At 58.6% G+C, this 20,538-nt stretch carries 19 protein-coding genes, 1 tRNA gene and 1 pseudogene; 12 read left to right on the top strand and 9 right to left on the bottom strand.

Translation table 11 applies throughout. From position 1 onward, the window contains the following. The 3 genes from ACN0TS_RS10715 to ACN0TS_RS10705 are packed head-to-tail and all read left to right on the top strand — an operon-like array spanning nucleotide 1 to nucleotide 1,453. The gene (locus tag ACN0TS_RS10715; RefSeq protein ID WP_417259347.1) at nucleotides 1–234 is read left to right on the top strand and encodes a hypothetical protein; all 234 of its coding nucleotides are present in this window, start codon (nucleotides 1–3) and stop codon (nucleotides 232–234) included. Next, nucleotides 231–440, top strand: coding sequence for a hypothetical protein (locus ACN0TS_RS10710; protein WP_417259346.1), 210 nt, complete (start codon nucleotides 231–233; stop codon nucleotides 438–440). Before ACN0TS_RS10715 ends, ACN0TS_RS10710 begins: the two co-directional genes overlap by 4 nt. Then, nucleotides 419–1,453, top strand: a complete 1,035-nt coding sequence (locus ACN0TS_RS10705) for a tyrosine-type recombinase/integrase (protein WP_417259345.1) — start codon at nucleotides 419–421, stop codon at nucleotides 1,451–1,453. Before ACN0TS_RS10710 ends, ACN0TS_RS10705 begins: the two co-directional genes overlap by 22 nt. Before the next feature lie 86 nt (nucleotides 1,454–1,539). On the opposite strand, the gene ACN0TS_RS10700 is transcribed toward ACN0TS_RS10705, so the two are convergent. Further along, nucleotides 1,540–1,613: transfer RNA gene (locus tag ACN0TS_RS10700), tRNA-Cys, on the bottom strand. Nucleotides 1,614–1,750: 137 nt separating this feature from the next. Here ACN0TS_RS10700 and ACN0TS_RS10695 point away from each other — a divergent pair. From ACN0TS_RS10695 to ACN0TS_RS10685, 3 genes are all read left to right on the top strand, one after another. After that, nucleotides 1,751–2,404: a protein-L-isoaspartate O-methyltransferase family protein gene (locus ACN0TS_RS10695; protein WP_417259344.1), complete on the top strand. Its 654-nt coding sequence runs from the start codon at nucleotides 1,751–1,753 to the stop codon at nucleotides 2,402–2,404. Nucleotides 2,405–2,517: 113 nt separating this feature from the next. Next, nucleotides 2,518–3,831, top strand: a complete 1,314-nt coding sequence (locus ACN0TS_RS10690) for a TolC family outer membrane protein (RefSeq protein ID WP_417259343.1) — start codon at nucleotides 2,518–2,520, stop codon at nucleotides 3,829–3,831. Between the two features lie 107 nt (nucleotides 3,832–3,938). Next, on the top strand, nucleotides 3,939–4,931 hold the full coding sequence (locus ACN0TS_RS10685; protein WP_417259342.1) for a hypothetical protein: 993 nt from the start codon (nucleotides 3,939–3,941) through the stop codon (nucleotides 4,929–4,931). 3 nt (nucleotides 4,932–4,934) lie between these two features. Here the strand turns inward: ACN0TS_RS10685 and ACN0TS_RS10680 are convergent, their stop codons facing one another. The 3 genes from ACN0TS_RS10680 to ACN0TS_RS10670 form a co-directional block, all read right to left on the bottom strand. Then, nucleotides 4,935–6,392: a cobyric acid synthase gene (locus tag ACN0TS_RS10680; protein ID WP_417259341.1), complete on the bottom strand. Its 1,458-nt coding sequence runs from the start codon at nucleotides 6,390–6,392 to the stop codon at nucleotides 4,935–4,937. 60 nt (nucleotides 6,393–6,452) lie between these two features. Further along, complete coding sequence (locus ACN0TS_RS10675; RefSeq protein ID WP_417259340.1) at nucleotides 6,453–6,944, bottom strand: cupin domain-containing protein; 492 nt, start codon at nucleotides 6,942–6,944, stop codon at nucleotides 6,453–6,455. A 159-nt stretch (nucleotides 6,945–7,103) separates the two neighbouring features. Further along, complete coding sequence (locus ACN0TS_RS10670) at nucleotides 7,104–7,421, bottom strand: DUF6280 family protein (RefSeq protein WP_417259339.1); 318 nt, start codon at nucleotides 7,419–7,421, stop codon at nucleotides 7,104–7,106. A gap of 214 nt (nucleotides 7,422–7,635) precedes the next feature. Here ACN0TS_RS10670 and efp point away from each other — a divergent pair, with 214 nt between their 5' ends. Continuing rightward, entirely contained in the window at nucleotides 7,636–8,199 is a 564-nt protein-coding gene (efp, locus tag ACN0TS_RS10665; protein WP_417259338.1) for an elongation factor P, read from the top strand. Nucleotides 8,200–8,252: 53 nt separating this feature from the next. Here the strand turns inward: efp and ACN0TS_RS10660 are convergent, their stop codons facing one another. Next, entirely contained in the window at nucleotides 8,253–8,981 is a 729-nt protein-coding gene (locus tag ACN0TS_RS10660) for a YgfZ/GcvT domain-containing protein (protein ID WP_417259337.1), read from the bottom strand. A 140-nt stretch (nucleotides 8,982–9,121) separates the two neighbouring features. On the opposite strand from ACN0TS_RS10660, the gene ACN0TS_RS10655 reads away from it, so the two are divergent. Continuing rightward, entirely contained in the window at nucleotides 9,122–9,805 is a 684-nt protein-coding gene (locus tag ACN0TS_RS10655) for a TIGR04283 family arsenosugar biosynthesis glycosyltransferase (protein WP_417259336.1), read from the top strand. A 289-nt stretch (nucleotides 9,806–10,094) separates the two neighbouring features. On the opposite strand, the pseudogene ACN0TS_RS10650 reads toward ACN0TS_RS10655, so the two are convergent. Continuing rightward, nucleotides 10,095–11,444 (bottom strand): annotated as a pseudogene (locus tag ACN0TS_RS10650) (ABC transporter ATP-binding protein); the annotation flags it as partial. 397 nt (nucleotides 11,445–11,841) lie between these two features. On the opposite strand from ACN0TS_RS10650, the gene ACN0TS_RS10645 reads away from it, so the two are divergent. Continuing rightward, entirely contained in the window at nucleotides 11,842–13,089 is a 1,248-nt protein-coding gene (locus tag ACN0TS_RS10645; protein WP_417259335.1) for a pyridoxal-phosphate-dependent aminotransferase family protein, read from the top strand. Here ACN0TS_RS10645 and ACN0TS_RS10640 read toward each other — a convergent pair. Continuing rightward, a complete protein-coding gene (locus ACN0TS_RS10640; RefSeq protein WP_417259334.1) occupies nucleotides 13,086–14,189 on the bottom strand; it encodes a pyridoxal phosphate-dependent aminotransferase in 1,104 nt (367 codons plus the stop codon). The two genes, ACN0TS_RS10645 and ACN0TS_RS10640, sit on opposite strands and share 4 nt — an antisense overlap. Nucleotides 14,190–14,293: 104 nt before the next feature. Here ACN0TS_RS10640 and ACN0TS_RS10635 point away from each other — a divergent pair, with 104 nt between their 5' ends. Beyond that, on the top strand, nucleotides 14,294–15,103 hold the full coding sequence (locus tag ACN0TS_RS10635; protein WP_417259333.1) for a crotonase/enoyl-CoA hydratase family protein: 810 nt from the start codon (nucleotides 14,294–14,296) through the stop codon (nucleotides 15,101–15,103). Nucleotides 15,104–15,225: 122 nt separating this feature from the next. Next, nucleotides 15,226–15,399 carry a Tat pathway signal protein gene (locus tag ACN0TS_RS10630; protein ID WP_417259332.1) on the top strand — a complete coding sequence of 58 codons (174 nt, stop codon included), beginning with the start codon at nucleotides 15,226–15,228 and terminating at the stop codon, nucleotides 15,397–15,399. A 194-nt stretch (nucleotides 15,400–15,593) separates the two neighbouring features. Here the strand turns inward: ACN0TS_RS10630 and ACN0TS_RS10625 are convergent, their stop codons facing one another. Further along, nucleotides 15,594–18,719, bottom strand: a complete 3,126-nt coding sequence (locus tag ACN0TS_RS10625) for a valine--tRNA ligase (protein WP_417259331.1) — start codon at nucleotides 18,717–18,719, stop codon at nucleotides 15,594–15,596. A 222-nt stretch (nucleotides 18,720–18,941) separates the two neighbouring features. Between ACN0TS_RS10625 and ACN0TS_RS10620 the strand changes: the two genes are divergently transcribed. Continuing rightward, the gene (locus ACN0TS_RS10620) at nucleotides 18,942–20,063 is read left to right on the top strand and encodes a serine hydrolase domain-containing protein (RefSeq protein WP_417259330.1); all 1,122 of its coding nucleotides are present in this window, start codon (nucleotides 18,942–18,944) and stop codon (nucleotides 20,061–20,063) included. 28 nt (nucleotides 20,064–20,091) lie between these two features. On the opposite strand, the gene ACN0TS_RS10615 is transcribed toward ACN0TS_RS10620, so the two are convergent. Next, complete coding sequence (locus ACN0TS_RS10615) at nucleotides 20,092–20,523, bottom strand: Lrp/AsnC family transcriptional regulator (RefSeq protein WP_417259329.1); 432 nt, start codon at nucleotides 20,521–20,523, stop codon at nucleotides 20,092–20,094. Nucleotides 20,524–20,538 lie beyond the last annotated feature (15 nt).

The following is a 20,538-nucleotide window of genomic DNA, read 5'->3' as shown; positions in this document are numbered from 1 at the left end:
GTGACCAAACCTCTCGAAACACCAAAGGAGCTGGCCGAGCGAGTAGGTCTGCCCGTGACCAACATCCGATATCTGATCCGCGAGGATATGCTGGACCATATTTACACGGCGCCAGGGCAGCGTAACCCCAAAATTCCAAGCGGCGCTTGGGAGAAGTATGTGTCTCAGTTCACGGTCAAAGCGCAAATGGGTGCGTTGCGCAAAGCGGGTGAAGAAACGGGGGCGGACAAATGACGCGCCACACTCCTATGATGGCCAGCGAGACCACCGCAGCCCGCTTGCTCGATCTGCGCACGAACGAGTTCAAAGCTTTGGTCGATAAAGGTCACTTGCCGCAGGGGCATGAAATTGCGCCCGGAGTTGTTCGTTGGGATACTGAGACGCTAAAGCGAATTTCAGGTGGGGATGTGACAGGATTATGGGATCAAATTCAGTGGTAGGCCGACGCAAGAAATACCTTTGGCAGCATCCGTCTGGCCGTTGCTATGTGCGCAAGAGTATCAACGGCAAGATGTTCTATTTGGGGCGGATCACGGCGGGGGAGGGCACGGCAGAGTTCGACCAGCAATACTGGGAGATTGTCAGCGGGAAGAAAGCGGTCTCCAAGACATCATGGGGTGCTTTGATTGATGCCCTGCGTGAGACCGACAAATGGAGAGACTTTTCGCCGCGCTACCGGCGCGACCTCGAAAAAGTCTTTGAGTATTTGACCGAAAAGATTGGGCGCGCTGACGTGGCCCGACTGACGCAAGCGGACATCTATGAGGCCATGGAAAAGAACCGGCATCGCGTGCGGTTCGCGAACTATATCCCGACCGCGATCAGCATGTTGTCCAAAATTGCGATCCGCAAACGCTGGCGCAACGACAATCCCGCGATTGATATCGAGCCGTTGAAGGTTCCGAAGGACCGCAAAAAACCGCATTTGCCGTGGACCGACTGGGCGGTTGAAAAGATGCGGGAAGAGGGTGAGCCATTGCCTCGCCTGATTTTTGAGATTGGTGTGGGGAGTGTACAGCGCCCCGGTGACTGGGTGGACTTCCAGTGGGGCGACTATGACGGCGACACCCTCAAGCTGCGCCAGAACAAGACAGATACCGTTCTTTCACTGCCCTGCACGATTGCGCTCAAGGCTGCACTGGACGGAGCGAAGGCCGATCTGGGAGTCGCGCCTCACCCATCGCGCCACATCCTGACGCGGGCTGATGGTTCGAAGATGGATTATCACGCGATGGCACGTGTGATGGTTCGAGAGCGAAAACGGTTGGGCCTGATGGCCTATGACCAACACGCGCTGCGCTATCGCGGCGTGATGGAATTGGCGTGGGCGGGCTGCACGGACGATGAAATCGCCAGCTACAGCGGCCACACTTCCAAAGAGATGATCATCAAATATGCGGGTGAAGCCCGTCAGATCATGCGCGCGCGACAGGCAGCAGCAAAGCGCAAATGATCCAGAACAGAACAAGCACAGAACAAGAAACTGATACCCGAGGTGATACCAAATGAGCAGAAAAATTCATAACCCATTGATTTTAATGGAGGCGAGTACCGGAATCGAACCGGTGTACACGGATTTGCAATCCGCTGCGTCACCACTCCGCCAACTCGCCTCACGTGGTGGTTAGCGCGGTTTATACGATGAGTTCGGGGTTCGCAAGACGGCAAATGCTGTCTTTCTCATGTTGCCCTTTGTAGGTGAGCGTGGCTATAAGGGGCGTAACTCCGTATGTCCCAAAGAGTTCAGATCATGCCAAATTTCACACAACTGCGCACTACAATGGTCGACACGCAAGTGCGCCCTTCTGATGTGACCAAATTCCCGATCATCCAATCCATGCTGACCGTCCCGCGTGAGGCCTTTGTGCCTGCGGACAAACGCAGCGCGGCTTATGTGGGCGAGCATCTGGATCTCGGTCATGGTCGCGTGGTGCTTGATCCGCGCGTGTTGGCAAAGATGCTGGACGATCTCGATATCCAATCCGACGAGCTTGTGCTCGATATCGGGGCGGGACTCGGGTATTCTTCTGCGGTGATGTCGCACATGGCCGAGGCTGTGATCGCGGTCGAGGAAGATGCCGAGATGGCGGCAGCTGCGGCGAAAAACCTCATGGAAGCCGGCGTCGACAACGTCGTAGTCGAAACGGCAGCTTTGGCGGAAGGTGCGCCTCAACACGGGCCTTATGATGTGGTGATTTTGCAAGGTGGAGTGGAAAACCTACCTGACGCGATTCTGTCACAGGTTAAGTCTGGTGGGCGTATCGTATGTATTTTTATTGAAGGTGCCCTTGGCATCGTGAAAATGGGTTACAATATAGACGGGGAAATCAACTGGCGTGCGTCGTTTAATGCGACTGCTCCGGTGCTCCCTGGTTTCGAGGCAGAAAAAGCTTTTGCGCTTTGAGCGATGATCCGGTCGGTTCCGGTGCGCGAGCGTCAGGCGAGGTCAGATCAATGAAGATGAAAAACACACTTAAATCCCGAGCATTTGCAGCTGTTATGGCTGTGGGGCTTGGAATGAGCGCTCCTCTCGCGGCTGCGGCTGAATCTTTGGGTGATGCGCTTGCCGCAGCCTATAAACATTCAGGGCTGTTGGAGCAGAACCGCGCCACATTGCGAGCCACGGACGAAGGCGTTGCTACGGCCCTGTCAGCCCTGCGTCCGACGATTGGCTATAGTGCGGGGTCTGATTACAATTTCACCACCAAAGATTGGGTGTCTCAGCTTGGCTTCAACGCCACCATGACGCTTTATACCTTTGGTAAAAACAAAGTTTCGCTCGATATCGCCAAAGAAACCGTTCTGGCGACCCGCGCCTCCTTGGTGAACGTGGAGCAAGAGGTGCTTGCTGCCGCGGTCGACACCTACATGAACGTGCGCGAGCAAGAGGCTTTGGTCAATTTGCGCAATAGCGCCGTGCGTTTGGCGACGCAAAACCTGCGCGCGACCCGTGACCGGTTCGAAGTGGGGGAAGTGACCCGCACGCAGGTGTCGCAATTCGAGGCGCAACTGGCCTCCGTGCGCGCTCAACTGGCCTCCGCACAAGGCTCACTCGCCGCCGCTCGTGAAGCCTATAAAAACCAGATGGGCCATTATCCGCAAAACCTGTCCAGCCCGCCCAAGGTGAAACTGCCCGTGACCTCTGCGGATGCAGCCGTACGTTTGGCGCAGCGCACCCATCCCGGGATCAAAGCCTTGCAGCACCAAGTGGCTGCGGCGGATCTGGCGGTCGATGGCGCTGAGCGCAACCTGTTCCCCGAAATTTCGGCCTCCGCAAGCATCGGAGCGAGCGACGCCACCAGTGGCGTGAGCAAAACCTTCGGGGTCAAAGCGCAGGGTGTGATCTATTCGGGCGGCGCCATGTCGTCGGCCATTCGCAAAGCGATCGCACAACGGGATAAATCGCGGGCCGAACTGTTGACGGCGACACGCGATGTCGAGCAGGGCGTTCGCTCGAATTGGGCAATGCTGTCGGTTCTGTCCGCGTCACTGAATGCCTCGCAATCCTTTGTCCGCGCCCAACGCGTTGCTTATAACGGGGTGAAGGAAGAGGCCGATCTGGGCGCATCCACCGCGCTTGACGTTCTTGACGCAGAGCAGGATCTGCTCGATGCGCAGGTCTCCGCCATTCAGGCGCAAATCGCCGCAGAAACCCAATCCTACAAAGTGCTGCAATCGATGGGTCTTTTGACGGTTGAGAACCTGAACCTCAACGTGCCTGTCTACGATCCCGCTGCCTATTATAACGCAGTCAAAGATGGCCCGACGACCTATGTGAGCCCAGAGGGCGCAAAGTTGGACCGTGTTCTTGAGGCGCTTGGCCGCAAGTAATCCTGAAACGGCGCCCCCGCCGTGCGAAGAAAGCAAGTTGTTGTGTCGACGGGGGAAGGCCGCTACCATCTGAGGTGGTAGGCTGTGGGAGTCGCGTGGGGAAACGTATGTCTGATCCGATGACGAATATGAAAGGGGACGAAGATGTTCTTGCATCCATTCGCCGTCTCGTCGTGGATAGCCGCGCTGCGCGTGACCGCATGACAAATGGCCATCCATCGGCGGCCAACGCCGCACCGAAAGCGAGTGAGGCGAACGGGACATCCGGTGCGCCTGAGTTGCTTCTTTTGACCACCGATTTTCTCGTTGAGAAACCTGACAACACGCCAAGTGACGTCGAGGGTAATCCTCCTTTGATCTTGGGGCCGGATTTGGCCGTTGTGAAAACGGACGAGCCCGAGGTCGCAGAGCAAGAGGACGCGCCCGCTGAGGCGACGAATGCTTGGCACGCCCAACTCGACGACACCCCGGACGGGGATGCGGCAAAACATGCCGCCAAGTTGAACCTTGAACAACGCATTGCCGAACTTGAGGCGGCGATCGGCTCTGTCGAGGAAGAATGGGAACCTGATGGTTCCGAGTCCCTTGAGGGGGAAACGCCGCAGGGATTGCCGCGCGGATTTGCCGATATCGTGTTGAGTATGCGGGCCAAAACGGAGCAGACGTCAGACCCAGATGAGGCGACTGATGCGGAGATGGATGCCCTCGATGTGGCGGAGCCAAGCGAAGCGGCGTCTGACGTTGTCGAACCAGCCCCCTCAGACGCCATTGAAGAGACCGCCGAAGTCGTGGAGGCATCTGTTGATGTGCTTGAGGACACTCTCGACGCCGAGACTCTGGCCGATCTGACCGATGATCTTTACGTGTTTGACGGGGATGACGCCGAAGACGTCTCGTTTGATGAGCCGCAAAACGACGAGGAGCAGGCCCATTTCTCCGACGACGAAGAGGTGCTCGACGAGCACATGCTCCGCGCTCTTGTGGCTGACGTGTTGAACGAAGAGTTGCGCGGACAGTTGGGAGAGCGCATGACGCGCAATATCCGCCGCCTTGTGCGCCGCGAAGTGCAACGCGCCTTGTCTGTGCGCGACCTTCAGTAACGCCTAAAATTCAATTTCTTGTGCGATGGTGAGCAGGGCCTCTAGGTCCATGTGCCGCTCCATATGTGCCGCGAGCGCATCAAGCGCCACCTCAACACCGCCCTCGAAATCGCCAAGCCCCCCCGTGATGCCAAACCGTGCCAGATAAGACGCGCGAAAGGCATCGGCGGCGAAGAGCCCGTGCAGGTAGCATCCCATAACGCGGCCATCGGCACTTGCCGCTCCATCGCGGTCGCCCGCTATGTCGAGCCATGCGCGGGCGCAGTCGGGGCCTGTGGTGCGCCCGATGTGGATTTCATAGGCCTGCACTTCAGTGCCACTGGCCAGATCCCGTGCGGTGACTTCGGTGACGCGTTTTTCGGGCGTCATGTCTGTCTCAATGTCCAACAGGCCCAAGCCTGCGTGACGTCCTGCGTGGCCCTCAATGCCATCAGGGTCGTTGATCCATTGCCCAAGCATCTGATAGCCGCCGCAGATGCCCAAGACATGCCCGCCACGGCGCACGTGGGCGGCGATGTCGATATCCCACCCTTGGGCCCGCAAATAAACCAGGTCGCCGATGGTTGATTTCGTGCCGGGGAGGATCACCAGATCGGCATCAGCGGGCAGGGGGCGGCCCGCCTCGACGATCTCGACCGTGACATCTGCCTCGGCGGCGAGCGGGTCGAGGTCGTCGAAATTGGCAATGCGCGACAGGCGCGGAACGACGATCTTCACCCGTCCTGTGCCGCGCGATGTAATGTCCATGACGTCCTCGGCTGGTAGGCGGTGCGCCAGATCGAACCACGGGATCGTGCCCAAGTTAGTCCAGCCCGTCAGATCCGCAATCGCGCGCGCGCCCTCGTCAAACAGGCTGGCATCACCGCGAAACTTGTTGACGGCAAACCCTTTGATCCGAGCGCGGTCGACCTCGGGCAAAACGGTATGGGTGCCGACGATCTGGGCAATGACGCCGCCCCGATCTATGTCGCCCACCAATACCACGGGCACGCCCGCTTCCTCGGCAAAGCCCATGTTGGCAATGTCGCCCGTGCGCAGATTGATCTCGGCGGGGCTGCCCGCGCCCTCGATCACCACAATATCGGCGCTCTGGGCAAGGCGGTGAAAGCTCTCCATGACGGCGGGCAGGAGCGTCGCTTTGGTCTTGCCGTAATCGCGGGCCTTCATCGTTGCAACCCGTTTGCCGTGAACCACGACCTGTGCGCCCACATCCGTTTCGGGCTTGAGCAAGACAGGGTTCATATCGGTGTGCGGGGCGCGGCCACAGGCGCGGGCCTGAAGCGCTTGGGCGCGGCCTATTTCGCCGCCGTCCGTTGTCACAGCGGCATTGTTCGACATGTTTTGGGGTTTGAACGGCGCGACGGACAGACCGCGCTGTGTCAAGGCACGCGCAATACCCGCAACGAGCATGGACTTGCCCACGTTCGAGCCTGCCCCTTGGATCATGATCGCTTTTGCCACGCGGGTCTCTCCCTCACTTTGGCGGTAGGAATATGGGGTGGGGCCGCAAGAGGGAAGGGGTTAGTCGTCCTCGGGGCCGCGCCGTTTCACATCTGCCACGGGCGTGCCGTCAAAGTGGTAGTAGACGTTGCTGCCCGACATATCCGCCATGAAATCCAGACCGGGGTAAAAGGCGCGCTCCTTCGGATTGCGCGATCCCACTTCGAGCAGGACCACGTCTTCGTCGGTGTTGTTTTGAATGCAGTGGCCGATTTCCTCGCCCGCTCTGAACCCGACACTATCACCCGGAGACAGCGCCTCGGTGGTGTCGCCGTGCACCAAGGTCGGATGTCCCTCCAAGACATAGACAAACTCGTCTTCTGTCTCGTGCCAATGGGGCAGGGCGGACCATGTGTCGGGTTTGAGCCGTGTCAGGTTCACGCCAAACTGTGTGAGGTCAGCCGCATCGCCAAGGGCGCGTTTTTCGCGGGCTTTGGTGTGTTGGTGGTGGGGCGGGGGGTAGAGCGTGCCGATTTTGACGGGCACTGCGGTCGCTTCGATTTTCTTTGCCATATCGCGCCTCCTATGAGGCACAGGCTACGAGACGGCGCAGGTCTGTGGCAACCCAAAGACCCAAGCGTCAGACACAAAAAGACGCGCCAGCGAGCAGCTAGGCGCGTCTATTCTGAGCAAGAAACAGCAGCGTTTCACACGTCGTTGTAAATAGGAGCCTTATGCAGCTTCCATTTGCTGTGCGTTGCGACGTTCACTTTCTTCGCGTGACAGAGCCACAGAAGTCCGAACGCCCTTGGACACAAATTCCATCAGTCCGGAGACGACACGTTCGTTCGGGTCGATTCCAGCACAGGACAGAACTTCGCGGCCATCCCGAGAGCGCGCCCAGCGGGCGATCTGTTCGGGGCCGTTGCCGTACTTCTTGTCATCGGCAATAGCGTCATCGAGAGCAGCGAGAACAACCGCCGCGAAGAGTTTCCGCGAGCGTTGGCCTTGCTCGTAATTGAACGCGGTGCCGTCAACAAAATCAGCCATGTGATGTCCTTGTTTTATTGGTCTTGTGGTGCAGACGTGAGGGGCGTTATGACAGGTCCGCAGTGATTCGGATACACCACAGATGCATATCACCTATGCGTTTGCGACATATGTACGGGCCAGACGCCTCTATATTGCGCGGCTTGCACCACGCCCATGGGCCATATATAGGTCGCGCTAAAGTTCCTTCAATCTTTTACCTCAGGTTTTGCCAATGCCCAAAATTAACGGTAACGAAATTCGTCCCGGAAACGTCCTTGAACATGACGGCGGCCTTTGGTCGGCGGTTAAGGTCGATCACGTCAAACCCGGCAAGGGCGGTGCTTTTGCTCAGGTCGAGCTCAAGAACCTGCGTGACGGTCGCAAACTCAACGAACGTTTCCGTTCTGCCGACAAAGTCGAGCGCGTGCGCTTGGAGCAAAAAGATCAACAATTTCTGTTCGAAACCGACGGAATGTTGACGTTCATGGATAATGAAACCTTCGAGCAGGTCGAGCTTTCCGCCGATCTCTTGGGTGATCGCCGTCCATTTTTGCAAGACGGAATGATCGTCACAATCGAGTATTACGAGGAAGAAGCGCTCAACGTGTCCCTGCCGCAAAAGGTGACATGCAAGATCGTCGAGACCGAACCAGTGGTGAAAGGCCAAACCGCCGCTAACTCGTTCAAGCCTGCGGTTCTGGACAATGGCGTCAAAGTCATGGTGCCGCCCTTCGTTGGTCAGGACGAGATGATCGTCGTGAATACCGAAACGATGGAATATTCCGAACGCGCCTAACTTGGTGTGATCACAACTAATTGAAAGCCGCCCGCGTGTTCGGGCGGCTTTTTTTATGCGGTGACGGTGGCCGAGGCGGCGGTGAGCGGCCCTGTGGCGCGGTCAAACCGCAGATAGGCGATGGCGCGCCCGTTGGATTGTGTAAACAGCGTTCCCGCCTCTTTGCCGCTCTCAGTGAGGAGCGGCGTGCCAACAGGAGCGCTGCCCTCAATCGCAACCGAGGCCAGACCTTTGCGCAATTCGGTCTTGTGCTTCATCCGTGCGGTGACTTCCTGACCGACGTAACAGCCCTTTTTGAAATCCACACCGTGCAGTCGCTCAAACCCGGCCTCAAGGATATAGGTGTCGGGAGTTAGCTCGATACCCGTCTCAGGTATGCAATGCGCCACGCGGATCGCGTCCCAATCGACATCTTCGCTCGGGCGTCCATCATAGGCCCGCCAGCCCAGATCAGGGTGACGCGGGTCGGCAAAGGCGCCTTCGGGGATGGGCCCTACACCGCGTGACACTGTGCGATCCGTGAGGGTCAGCGTTACTTCGGAGCGCAGTTTATACATGGTGAGGCGTTTGGTCAGGGCCTCGGCCTCGGAGGCCGCGACATCCAACAGCACGTTGTCGCCTTCCGCTACGAGAAAGAAATCGACGATGAACTTACCCTGCGGCGTCAATATCGCCGTGTAGACCGCGCCATGATCAATGCCGTCCAAGTCATTGGTGGTCAGTCCTTGCAAAAACTTGCGGGTGTCGGAGCCGGTGAGGGCGATGATGCTGCGCTCGGTCATGTGCATTCCTTTGGAGGTTCATGCATATATAGGGCGCGGCAGGGTCAAGTTGAAGCACTGCCTGCGCGGTAGGGCTTTTGCGTTTCAATCGGGTTGTGAAACCCGTTAGGTTTGGCGGGAGTTTTGAAAGCGAGAGCGATATGCGTGCCCCGATTTCCATTGTGATCCCGACCTTGAATGCCGCCCCTCAACTGGCCGAAACATTGGCGCGGGTGATGGAAGGTGTCGATGCGGGCGTGGTGCGCGAGTTGATCGTGTCGGACGGTGGATCGACCGACGACATTGCTCGTCTGGCCGACACGGTTGGTGCCGAATGGGTCGAGGGACCTGCGGGGCGTGGCGGTCAACTGGCACGTGGGGCCGAGGCGGCGCAGGGTGCATGGCTGTTGTTCCTGCACGCCGATACGTGGCTACCCGAGGGGTGGAGCGATGATGCCTTGGCGCATCTGGCGCACCCCGACCGCGCTTTGGTGTTCTCGCTGTCGTTTCGCGGAGGCGGTGCAATGGCGCGGATCACAGGCGGCTGGGCGAACCTGCGCACGCGCCTGTTTGGTCTGCCCTATGGCGATCAGGCCTTGCTCATCTCGCGCGCACTCTATGACGAGATCGGCGGTTTTTCTGACATCCCCCTGATGGAGGACGTTGATTTGGCCCGACGGTTGGGACGGGGGCGGATCACTCTGAGCGGTCGCGCCGTCCAAACAGACCCATCACGCTACCAAGAGCGCGGCTGGCTGTCCCAAGGAGGCCGGAACCTTTGGCGGCTTCTTCGGTATTTTGCCGGGGCCGATCCGAGGGAACTGGCACGCTCTTACCGTCGGTGATGGTTTTGCCATCCGAATATTGCAGGCGATACAGATCGGCATAGAGCCCGCCACGAGCCAAAAGCTCGTCATGGGTGCCCTGATCCACCACTTCGCCTTTGTCCATCACCACGATCTTGTCAGCGTTGCGGATGGTCGACAGGCGGTGCGCGATGACAAGTGTGGTGCGGCTCTTGGAGAGATCCTCAAGCGCCTCTTGCACGATCTTTTCCGATTGCGCGTCGAGAGCGGAGGTCGCCTCGTCAAGCAGGAGGATCGGACGGTTGCGCAGCACCGCGCGGGCGATTGCCACACGTTGGCGTTGTCCGCCCGAGAGGGCCGAACCGCGCGAGCCTGCATTGGTGTCCACACCCGCCTCAAGATTGTCGAGGAAGGCATCGACATGGGCGGCTTTGAGGGCTGCCTCCAGTTCGGCATCGCTGACCTTCGCGCCCATCAGCACGTTGTCACGGATACTTTCGTCAAAGAGCAGTGCATCTTGTGACACAACGGAGAACAGGTTGCGCAGTTCCTTGAGATCAAGCTGATCGGTTGGAGTGCCGCCAATGGAAATCGTCCCGTTTTGAGGGTCGGCCAAGCGGGCCAGAAGGTGAAACGTCGTTGATTTCCCCGCGCCAGATGCGCCGACAAGGGCGGTGGTCTGTCCCGCTTTGGCGACAAAGGAGGTGCCCTTGAGAACGGGGGTGTCTGTGTAGGAGAAGTCTACCGCGTCGAACACAATGTCAGCTTCGCGCGGAGGAACGGCCAAGCGTTTCGGCGCAGGTGGCGAGACAATGCTTGGTTTTTCTTGAAAGATGCTATGCACCCGCACCATGGAGGCGATTGCGGTCTGCCATTGGCCCGATACGTTGCCAAGGCGGCGTGCGGGATCAACCAACATGCCCACTGCCGTGAAAAACGCCATGAATTCACCGACAGTTTTCTCGCCAGAAATAATTTCCATCCCGCCGAAATACAAAACAGCGGCGAAACCGATGCCAGCGACAAAGTCGATCAGCGACGGAATCGCCGATTGACCGCGTGCGGCGCGGATTTCTTCGCGGGTATATCCCCCGATAGCTTTTTTGAAACGGTCCGTCTCACGGGTCTCGGTTCCTGATAGTTTGATAGATGTAGTGCCGTGGTAGACTTCATCGAGGCGGTTGGAGACAAAACTCGACGCCTCCCGCGCCGATGTGGAATTTCTGCGAACCAGTTTTTGCAAGGTGCGGATGGGCAGGGCGATGAAGGGCAGCGCCATGAGTGCGAGTAGGGTCCATCCCCAATCCATTGAGAAAGCCACCACTAGCAAGGAGATAACACCAATTACATCGCGCACGAGGCTGCGCAGAATATTGCCCCATTGGTCGGAGGCCGCTTGGCAGTCGCCGCGCGTCCGCTCGAGCAGAACGCCGGGGGGGTATTTGTGGAAAAACGCGCCGTCGAGCGTCAGCACATGGGCCAGTAGATCTGACTGGAGATGGGCTGCGGATTTGACCCGCACCATCGTCATTAACACGCGGTTGGCGTAGCCCGATACAGCGCGAATGGCGAATACACCGAGAATAGCCATGGCCGTCCAGCCAATGCGACTGCTGTCAGATGCCACAAGCACGTCGTCGAACATCGGCTTGATGAGGTAGCTGATCAGGCCAAGCATAGCCCCCTCAACCACCATAAAGAAAAGGGCGGCAATGAGCTTTTTTGACTGTGGGCGCAGGTAGTTGCCAAAGAACCAGCGCAGCAAGTCTCCAGATTGGTTGTGTGGCGTGTCGGCTTCAGCACTCATGGAAACTCCGTCGCGGGTTTGGCGCAAATGCTGCGCGTCCGTTGGATGGGTTTACAGTTTCGCGGGGCGTGCATCAAGCGTTGCTATTGTGCCGTCTCGTCACCTTTGTGTGGCCCGACTTTGTCGCCACGGTTGCACGTCGCGCATTGCGCTAGGACATTGTGATCAATTGACGGCTCCCGTTTGCGCGGCTAGGCACGTCAGGTGGCCTGTGTTTCGGCGCGGTGCCTCCCCCATTCTTTGCCACTCCAACAAAGGTCGATTTCCTATGTCGCTTGCTAACGGTCGTCACTACCTCGCTATCCCTGGTCCTTCGGTCATGCCCGATTCCGTATTGCAGGCCATGCACCGTCCCGCACCCAATATCTACACGGGCGAATTGGTCGAGATTACCCACGGGCTTGTCCCAGATCTCAAGACGATCGCAGGCACGGCGGGTCATGTGGCGATGTATATCTCCAACGGCCACGGCCTTTGGGAAGCGTCTTTGACCAATATGGTGTCGCGCGGTGATAAGGTCTTGGTCTGTGTGACTGGTAATTTTGGACACGGTTGGGCGGATGTCGCGAAGCGACTGGGCCTTGATGTCGAGATCCTCGATTTCGGCAAGCAAGCTCCCGTCGATCCCGCTCGACTTGAGGCCGCCCTGCGCGCCGATACCAAGCACGAGATCAAAGCCGTGATGTCCGTTCACGTCGATACTGCCACCTCGGTGCGCAACGACATTGCCGCCCTGCGTCGCGCGATTGACGCCGCTGGCCACCCCGCGGTGTTCGCCGTGGATTGCATCGCCTCCTTGGGCTGTGACCGCTTCGAGATGGACGCATGGGGCGTGGATGTGATGATCGCCGCGAGCCAGAAGGGCCTGATGACCCCGCCCGGCATGGGCTTCGTGTGGTTCTCGGACAAGGCCTTGGCCGAGGGCAAGGACGCTGATTTGCGCACGCCCTATTGGGATTGGACCACCCGCGCCAAACCTGTCCACCTTTATGAATACTTCGACGGCACCCCGCCAACCCAGCATATTTACGGGCTGCGCCAAGCGGTCGATATGATCATGGACGAGGGGCTTGAGAATGTGTGGAAGCGTCACGAGACGCTTGCAGGGGCCTATTGGGCTGCGATCGACCAATGGGGCTCGGACGGGGCGCTGCGGTTCAATATCGACACCCCTGCGCATCGCTCTCACGCTGTCACCACGCTCTCCTTGGGCAATGGGGATGGCACCCGTCTGCGCGAATGGCTCACCGACAATCTGGGGATCACCTTGGGGATTTCATTGGGGTTCGGTGAAATCGGATCGGACGAATCGCACAGCTATTTCCGGATCGGCCACATGGGCCATATCAACGCGCATATGGTGCTTGGCATCGTCGGTGCGATTGAAACGGCGATGAGTGCGCTCGACATCCCACACGGACTCGGCGGATCAGTTGCAGCCTCATCCTTCCTGTCACAGATCGGATCACAGGTCAGCGTGACCCCGTCCGAGGCCGCGTGTGGCTGCTGCGGTTAAGCCAGATCGCCGAGCGCCAAAGGCAGGCGTTCGGCAAACACCTCGATCTCTTCAGGACGCCCCACGGAGACGCGGAGACACCGATCAAGGGGCGCAACGCCGGGCATACGGACAAAGACGCCGCGCTGGGCCAGAGCGCCCAAAAGCGCACGGGCATAGTCGCCATCGCGTCCGCAATCCATCGTCACAAAATTGGTCGCCGAGGGCAGCGGCGTCAGCCCGTTGCCTTGCGCGATTTGTGCAAGACGGACGCGGCCCGCCGCAACGCGCTCCAGCGTCGTGCCGAGATAGGCCTGATCGCTCAACGCCGCCACAGCGCCCGCAAGGGCGATGCGATTGACGCCGAAGTGATTGCGCACCTTGTCAAAGCTCGTGGTGACATCCGCGTGCGAAATGCCGTAGCCAATGCGTGCGCCCGCCATGCCGTAGGCCTTTGAAAAAGTGCGAAAACGGATCACGCGACGGTCAGATGGATCAAGCGGCGGACGCGTTTCCTCAGGGGCAAACTCCGTGTAGGCCTCGTCAAGCACCATCAAACAGCCCTCAGGCACGGCCTCAATCATCTCTTGGACAACCTGCGCGGAATGCACCGATCCCATCGGATTGTTCGGATTGGACAAGTAGACCAGCTTCGCGCCAACGGCGCGGGCCTTTGCAATCAGCGCCATCGGGTCTTCGTGATCGCCATCATAGGCCACGGTGTGCAACTCGCCGCCATAGCCCGCGACGTGGTAGTTGAATGTCGGATACGACCCAGCCGAGGTGACGACCGCGTCGCCTTCCTCCACGTAGAGTCGCACCAAAACGCCAAGTAGCCCGTCGATGCCTTCGCCCACGGTGATGTTGGCGGGATCAATGCCATAGTGCGCGGCAAGCGCGGCCACCAAGGGCGCGTTGTCTGGGATGCCGTATTTCCAGATATTCGACAGTTCCGACTGCATGGCAGCCACGGCCACAGGCGAGGGGCCGAAGCTCAACTCATTGGCCCCAAGACGCGCGTCAAACGGCGCACCGCGGGCGGCTTCCATAGCTTCGGGGGCCACAAAGGGAATGGTGGCGGGCAGGGCGCGGGCGCGCTGTGTTTGTCTTGGATCACTCATGTCCCTGTCTTGGCGCAAACTGTTGCGCCGCGCAAGCGCCGCTGCGTCACACATGCAAAACGCAAATGGCCTTGCTAGGCTAAGCGCCGAGAACGGAGGCTCCCATGACTGACACATCCCAAGATGCCCAAGAGATCGTCACCCTTGAGGTGGCTGACCACATCGCCCACCTGACCCTGAACCGCCCTGCAAAGATGAATGCGGTTTCGGTCGAACTGGTCGATGCGCTCCTTGCTCAAGTGGAGAAAATCGCCGCTTCGGATGCGCGTGTGGTGTTGTTGTCGGGCGCGGGGGATGCCTTTTGCGCAGGGTTGGACACCTCCAATTTTACCAAATTCATGGGCGCGGACCTCGATGAATTGGTGATGGCGCGCACTCACGGCGACGCCAATGCGTTCCAAGCCTTCTCCCTGTGCCTGCGCGATCTGCCTATTCCCGTCATCGCCGCGATTCAGGGCGCGTGTTTCGGCGCGGGGATGCAATTGGCCATTGCCGCCGATATCCGCATTGCGGCCCCTGACGCCAAACTGTCGATCATGGAGATGAAATGGGGGCTGATCCCTGACATGGGCGGGATGACGATTTTCCCAACGGTGTTGCGCTCCGATGTGCTGCGCCAGATGATTTACACCGCCGATGTCTATCCTGCACAGCAGGCCCTCGCGATGGGCGTGGTCACGGAACTGGCCGACGATCCAAAGGCTGCGGCGCTTGCCTTGGCGCAAAAGATCGCGGGCAAAAGCCCCTCGGCCATTCAGGCGGCCAAACGGTTGATCGCCGTGGCCGAGACTTCGCAGGACCGCACCCATGTGCTCTATGAGGAAAGCCGTGAGCAGCGTGATCTGATCGGCAAACCCGACCAAATCGAGACGGTGATGGCCGCGATGCAAAAGCGTCCTGCGGTCTACAAATAGGGCATTGAAAACCCCAGATACGGAAAAACGTGACCTGACCCTTGAAATAGGTCAGCACCATTACCATATATATTAACAAGAGACTGATAATAAACTGAAACAGAGACAAGGAGGGACGTGACATGACCAAACTTAATCGCCGCGCATTCCTTGCGACAGGTGTTGCCGCCGCCTCTGTGCGGGCCTTGCCGCCTGTGGCTGTTGCTCTCAAAACCCGCCCCGCGCGGCGCGTTTTGGAGTTGGTCTATGACAAATCCATCGGGGCCATGCGCGCCATTGATCGGATTGTTCCGTAACCCCCACATCGAGATGTGTAACGAGTCTGTTGGTTTGCGTAACGAGTGATTTGTTACCTTCAAGCAGCGTGGCGTCGTGCCACCCTTAGACGCGCCCGTCAGCCCCCACCCAGTGCAAGTCGAGCGCGCCCTAAGAAAAAGCCCCGCCATAACAGCGGGGCTTTTGTTTTCATGTCCGTGACGCGAGGAGCGGATTAGCCGATTTCGGCCAAACGGGCGAGGGCGGCTTTGATCTTGCCCTCTTCCTCTTCGCGGGCTGCAAGGTTTTCTTGGGCTTCGGCCACAACCTCTTCGGGCGCGGAGGCCACGAATTTCGGGTTGTTTAGACGACCGCGCAGGCCACCAAGTTCCTTGGCCAGTTTGCCGAGCGCTTTTTCCAGACGGGCTTTTTCCTCAGCGATGTCGATCACACCATCCAGAGGCAGCGCGAATGTGCCGCCCGCCACGGAAATGGTGATCGACCCTTTGGGCATGGCCCCCACGGTGAGCGTGTCGATCCGCGCCAGTTTCATGATGAGGGCTTCGTTGTTGGCCCAAGCGGTCTTGCCCGCCTCGTCCAGTTCGACCTGCACCATCGGGATTTTCAGACCCGCAGGCACATGCACTTCGGCGCGGCTTGAGCGGATGGACTCGATGAGATCAATCACCCAGTTCATTTCGCGGTCGGCCTCGGCATCAACCAATTCCGCGCCGTAAGTCGGCCAGTCGGAAATCGCCAACATGTCACGGTCGGATTTGATGTTGGACCACAGTTCTTCGGTGATGAACGGCATGATCGGGTGCAGCATGGTGAGCGCTTGGTCGAGCACCCAACCCATCGTTTGACGGGTCTCCGCGAGGGTCGCCTCATCGCCATCGTAGAACAGCGGCTTGGCCAGTTCGACGTACCAGTCGCAGAATTTGCCCCACACAAAGGCATAAAGCGCACCCGCGGCATCGTTGAAGCGGTAGTCGTCAAAGGCCTGATCCACCACGGCGCGGACCTTGGCGGTCTCGCCGATGATCCATTTGTTCACCGTCGCCGTCGGGGCGGGCATGACGGCGGGATCGTAGTTTTCGAACACCTCGTTCATCTCGGCAAACCGCGCCGCGTTCCAGATTTTGGTGGTGAAGTTGCGGTAGCCCTTGATCCGGTCTTCGGACAGCTTCAACACACCGCCGATGGAGGCCATCGACGCATTGGTAAAGCGCAGCGCATCGGCGCCGTATTCGTCAATGATCTCAAGCGGATCAATGACGTTGCCCGTGGTCTTGGACATCTTCTTGCCCTTCTCGTCGCGCACGAGTTGGTGCAGGTAGACGGTGTGGAACGGAACCTCGTCCACAACAGCCAGTTGCATCATCATCATGCGGGCAACCCAGAAGAACAGAATGTCCTGACCCGTGACCAACACATCGGTCGGGAAGTATTTCGAGGTGCTCTCATCCCACTCGGGCCAGCCGAGCGTGCCAATGGGCCAAAGGCCAGAGGAGAACCACGTGTCGAGCACATCGGGGTCGCGCCAGACGGGGTAGACCAGTTTGGTCGGATCCTGGCTGACGTTATAGGCCGCGAGCGCTTCCGCGAAGGTTTCAATCGCCTCTTGGCGGCTGCCAACCTCAACAATGCGGCTGTGGTTGAGCGGGGTGGGGATGTCGGCAATCTCGCCCATAAAGGCGTCTTTGACCCCTTCAAAATCGGTCGCGCAGTGATGCACCGACCCGATGTGCAACATGCCACCAGCCGTCAACAGACGGAACAGTTCCACCTCGTCGAGTGCGCCGTCGCCCTCGTCGTCTTTGAAATTCGGAGCAGAGAGGTCGAGGCCATACCACACAGGGATCTGATGCCCCCACCATAGTTGACGCGAGATGCACCAAGGTTCGATGTTTTCAAGCCAGTGGAAATAGACCTTCTCGCCGCTTTCGGGCATGATCTTCGTCTTGCCATCACGCACCGCGTCGAGCGCGGGAGCGACGATTTTCTCGGCGTCCACATACCACTGATCGGTCAGCATCGGCTCGATCACGACTTTGGATCGGTCGCCAAAGGGCTGCATGATCGGTTTGTCTTCGACATAGGGCACCGTTTCGGTCACGTCGGACTCGTTGCCGTCCTCGTCTTTGACCTTGCGCGTCACCGTGGTCATCACGGCGAGGCCTTCGGCGTTGATTTGTTCGATCACCGCTTTGCGGACCTCAAAACGGTCCATGCCGCGCAGCGCATCGGGCACGAGGTTGATCGTATCGACTTCCTGTTCGGTAAAGGGTTTGCCCGCGAGGATTTCAGCGGCCAGAAGGGCGCTGTCCTGATAGGACAACCCGTCATCACGCATTGCGCCACGGGTATCCATCAAGCGATAGAGCGGCAGGCCTGCGCGTTTGGCGACTTGGTAGTCGTTGAAATCATGCGCGCCGGTGATTTTCACCGCGCCAGAGCCGAAATTCATATCGGGATATTCGTCGGTGATGATCGGGATCAGGCGGCGATGCTCTTTCGGTCCCACAGGGATTTCGCACAGCTTGCCAACGATCGGCGCATAGCGTTCGTCATCGGGATGAACCGCCACGGCCCCGTCGCCCAGCATGGTTTCGGGCCGCGTGGTGGCGATGGAGATGTAGTCGCGTTCCTCGGAGAGCACGACATTGCCGTCCTCGTCTTTCTCGACATAGGTGTAGGTCTCGCCACCCGCCAGCGGGTATTTGAAATGCCACATATGGCCCGCGACTTCGATGTTTTCCACTTCGAGATCGGAAATGGCCGTCTCGAAATGCGGGTCCCAGTTCACAAGCCGTTTGCCGCGATAGATCAGACCCTTTTTGTGCATATCCACAAAGACCTTGATCACGGCATCGTGGAAATTGCCGTCCTCACCCGCGGGCGCACCTGGCGCACCCGACATGGTAAAGGCGTTTCGGCTCCAGTCACAGGACGAGCCGAGGCGTTTGAGTTGGTTGATAATGGTCGCGCCGTATTGGCCTTTCCACTCCCAGACCTTTTCGAGGAACTCGGGGCGGGTAAAGTCCGTGCGCTTCTGGCCTGACTTGGCCAGTTCCTTTTCGACCATCAATTGGGTCGCGATGCCCGCGTGGTCCTGCCCGGGTTGCCACAGCGTGTCAAAGCCGCGCATCCTGTGCCAGCGCACCAGAATGTCCTGAATGGTGTTGTTGAAGGCATGGCCAACGTGCAATGCGCCCGTCACATTGGGCGGCGGGATCATGACGCTAAACGTCTCCTCGCGGCTCGCATGTGCTCCGGCTTTAAAGGCACCCGCCTTTTCCCAAGCGTCATAAATCCGCTTTTCGGCCTCATTTGCGTCAAAGATTTTGTCCATAGCCATTGTATATATCGCCTGCCAGTCGTTCCTCGGTCCTGCGTTGTTTATCGCGCGGGCCACATAAGGGAAAGGGAGAAACCCGCCGACTTGGACCTCCAGAACGGACAAATTGACCCGCTATCGAGCGGTTTGTGCGCCCCGCGTGTCTGACCCGCGCCGCCAAGCCGCGATATAGCGCCATCTGGAGAACCGCAAATGGGTCCGCTCAGACAAAAAATACAGGCTATGGCCGATACCATTGCAAACAGCTCGTGGCACAATGGCGTGACGATGACGGTGCATGATCATCACACAGGCAAAGGGTGCAGCATCGGTGCGGGCCAACTGGACAGCACGAAGCCCTATTTTGTTGCCGGGGCGACCAAAATTTATGTGACGGCGATTGTCATGCAATTGGTCGAGGAGGGGAAAATCGATCTCGATAGATCCTTTGTCGCGTATCTCGACAATCCACGGATTTGTGCGGAATTACATGTGATGGACGGGGTGGATTACACTGCCCAGATCACCCTGCGCCATTTGTTGTCGCATCGCTCGGGGCTTGGCGATTTCTTTTTGTTCAAAAACAACGCCCGTTCGGTGCAGCATTCAATTGCCGAAGGGATCGACACGGGATGGACCTTTTCCGACGTGGTGCAGCGCACGCGCTCACATGGACCGATTTGCCCGCCCGGAACGGGACGCAAAGCCAATTTCACCGATACCAATTTCCACCTCTTGGGCAAGGTTATTGAATGCGTTGAGGAAAAGACATTTGCGGAGGTCTTTGACGAGCGGATCGCACAAAGGCTGGGCCTGACCTCGACCTATGTCTATTGCGACCCTGCGGATCGTCGCCCGCTCAATCTGATGTCGAAGGCCAACGAGATTTCCATTCCCTTGTCGATGACCTCGTTTCAGGCGGACGGCGGCGTTGTCACCACATCCCGTGAGGCAATGGTCTTTATCCGTGCCTTTTTCGAGGGCTATCTGTTCGAGACGCCAAAACTTTTGGAGCAATGCGTCTGGCGCGGGATGTTCTACCCGTCCGAATTCGGCCTTGGGATGATGCGCCTGAATGTCCCCACATGGATGACCATGCCGCACCGTTGGCGCCAACCGTGGAAGGTGTTCAAGAAAACCGACACGGTTTTGGGCCATATGTCGATTGGCGGGGCGTTTTTGTTCTGGGCACCGAAAGCAGGGGTCTATGTCACCGGAACCGTTAACCAGATGATTGATCCCGCCCGCGCGGTTTTGTTCGCGCTCATGAGCATCGAGGCGGCGCGAGAATACCGCGCCAAGTCCACAACCGAATGCGCAACACCCCTCTCGCTGCGCAAGTCTGACACGATGATAGAGGGGTGATACGATAGAGGGCGGCGCAAAGCTGCGCCTAGATCGAACGATCGAATTTGGTCGACAGGTGAATCAGGCTCTCGATGTCATGCACGCTGCTGATGGCGGTGATCTGTTCGAGCGTCGTGTCGATCTCTTCGGTTGATTCGCAGGCCAGTTCGGCAATCAAATCAACGCGTCCCGTGGCCGTGGCCACCATAACCACTTCGGGAATCGCTTTGAGTTTGGTCACAACGGCGGCGGTCGTGCGGGCTTCGCACTCGATCAGCACCGTGGCACGCACGCGGCGTGCCAAAATCACATCGCCCAATTTGATCGTATAGCCCGCAATGGTGCCATTTGTTTCCATTTTTTCCAAGCGGGCCTGCACCGTTGAGCGCGCCACTTTGAATCGACGTGCCAAGCGGGACACGGAGGTGGAGCTGTCCACGGCCAGCGCCGAGAGAATCTTTTGATCGAGGTCATCCATTGAAGCGGTCCCTAA

It is taken from the genome of Celeribacter sp., from assembly GCF_048266405.1.
Classification (GTDB): Bacteria; Pseudomonadota; Alphaproteobacteria; order Rhodobacterales; family Rhodobacteraceae; genus Celeribacter.
This window is presented reverse-complemented; position numbering and strand designations above follow the sequence as displayed.

Coding starts and splice junctions, on each gene's coding strand:
- ACN0TS_RS10660 (WP_417259337.1), bottom strand. CDS start 8,981: ATGACCGAGCGCAGCATCATCGCCCTCACCGGCTCCGACACCCGCAAG.
- ACN0TS_RS10635 (WP_417259333.1), top strand. CDS start 14,294: ATGACTGACACATCCCAAGATGCCCAAGAGATCGTCACCCTTGAGGTG.
- ACN0TS_RS10670 (WP_417259339.1), bottom strand. CDS start 7,421: ATGGCTGATTTTGTTGACGGCACCGCGTTCAATTACGAGCAAGGCCAA.
- efp (WP_417259338.1), top strand. CDS start 7,636: ATGCCCAAAATTAACGGTAACGAAATTCGTCCCGGAAACGTCCTTGAA.
- ACN0TS_RS10640 (WP_417259334.1), bottom strand. CDS start 14,189: ATGAGTGATCCAAGACAAACACAGCGCGCCCGCGCCCTGCCCGCCACC.
- ACN0TS_RS10675 (WP_417259340.1), bottom strand. CDS start 6,944: ATGGCAAAGAAAATCGAAGCGACCGCAGTGCCCGTCAAAATCGGCACG.
- ACN0TS_RS10645 (WP_417259335.1), top strand. CDS start 11,842: ATGTCGCTTGCTAACGGTCGTCACTACCTCGCTATCCCTGGTCCTTCG.
- ACN0TS_RS10625 (WP_417259331.1), bottom strand. CDS start 18,719: ATGGCTATGGACAAAATCTTTGACGCAAATGAGGCCGAAAAGCGGATT.
- ACN0TS_RS10705 (WP_417259345.1), top strand. CDS start 419: ATGGGATCAAATTCAGTGGTAGGCCGACGCAAGAAATACCTTTGGCAG.
- ACN0TS_RS10655 (WP_417259336.1), top strand. CDS start 9,122: ATGCGTGCCCCGATTTCCATTGTGATCCCGACCTTGAATGCCGCCCCT.
- ACN0TS_RS10615 (WP_417259329.1), bottom strand. CDS start 20,523: ATGGATGACCTCGATCAAAAGATTCTCTCGGCGCTGGCCGTGGACAGC.
- ACN0TS_RS10630 (WP_417259332.1), top strand. CDS start 15,226: ATGACCAAACTTAATCGCCGCGCATTCCTTGCGACAGGTGTTGCCGCC.
- ACN0TS_RS10695 (WP_417259344.1), top strand. CDS start 1,751: ATGCCAAATTTCACACAACTGCGCACTACAATGGTCGACACGCAAGTG.
- ACN0TS_RS10710 (WP_417259346.1), top strand. CDS start 231: ATGACGCGCCACACTCCTATGATGGCCAGCGAGACCACCGCAGCCCGC.
- ACN0TS_RS10620 (WP_417259330.1), top strand. CDS start 18,942: ATGGCCGATACCATTGCAAACAGCTCGTGGCACAATGGCGTGACGATG.
- ACN0TS_RS10690 (WP_417259343.1), top strand. CDS start 2,518: ATGAGCGCTCCTCTCGCGGCTGCGGCTGAATCTTTGGGTGATGCGCTT.
- ACN0TS_RS10685 (WP_417259342.1), top strand. CDS start 3,939: ATGTCTGATCCGATGACGAATATGAAAGGGGACGAAGATGTTCTTGCA.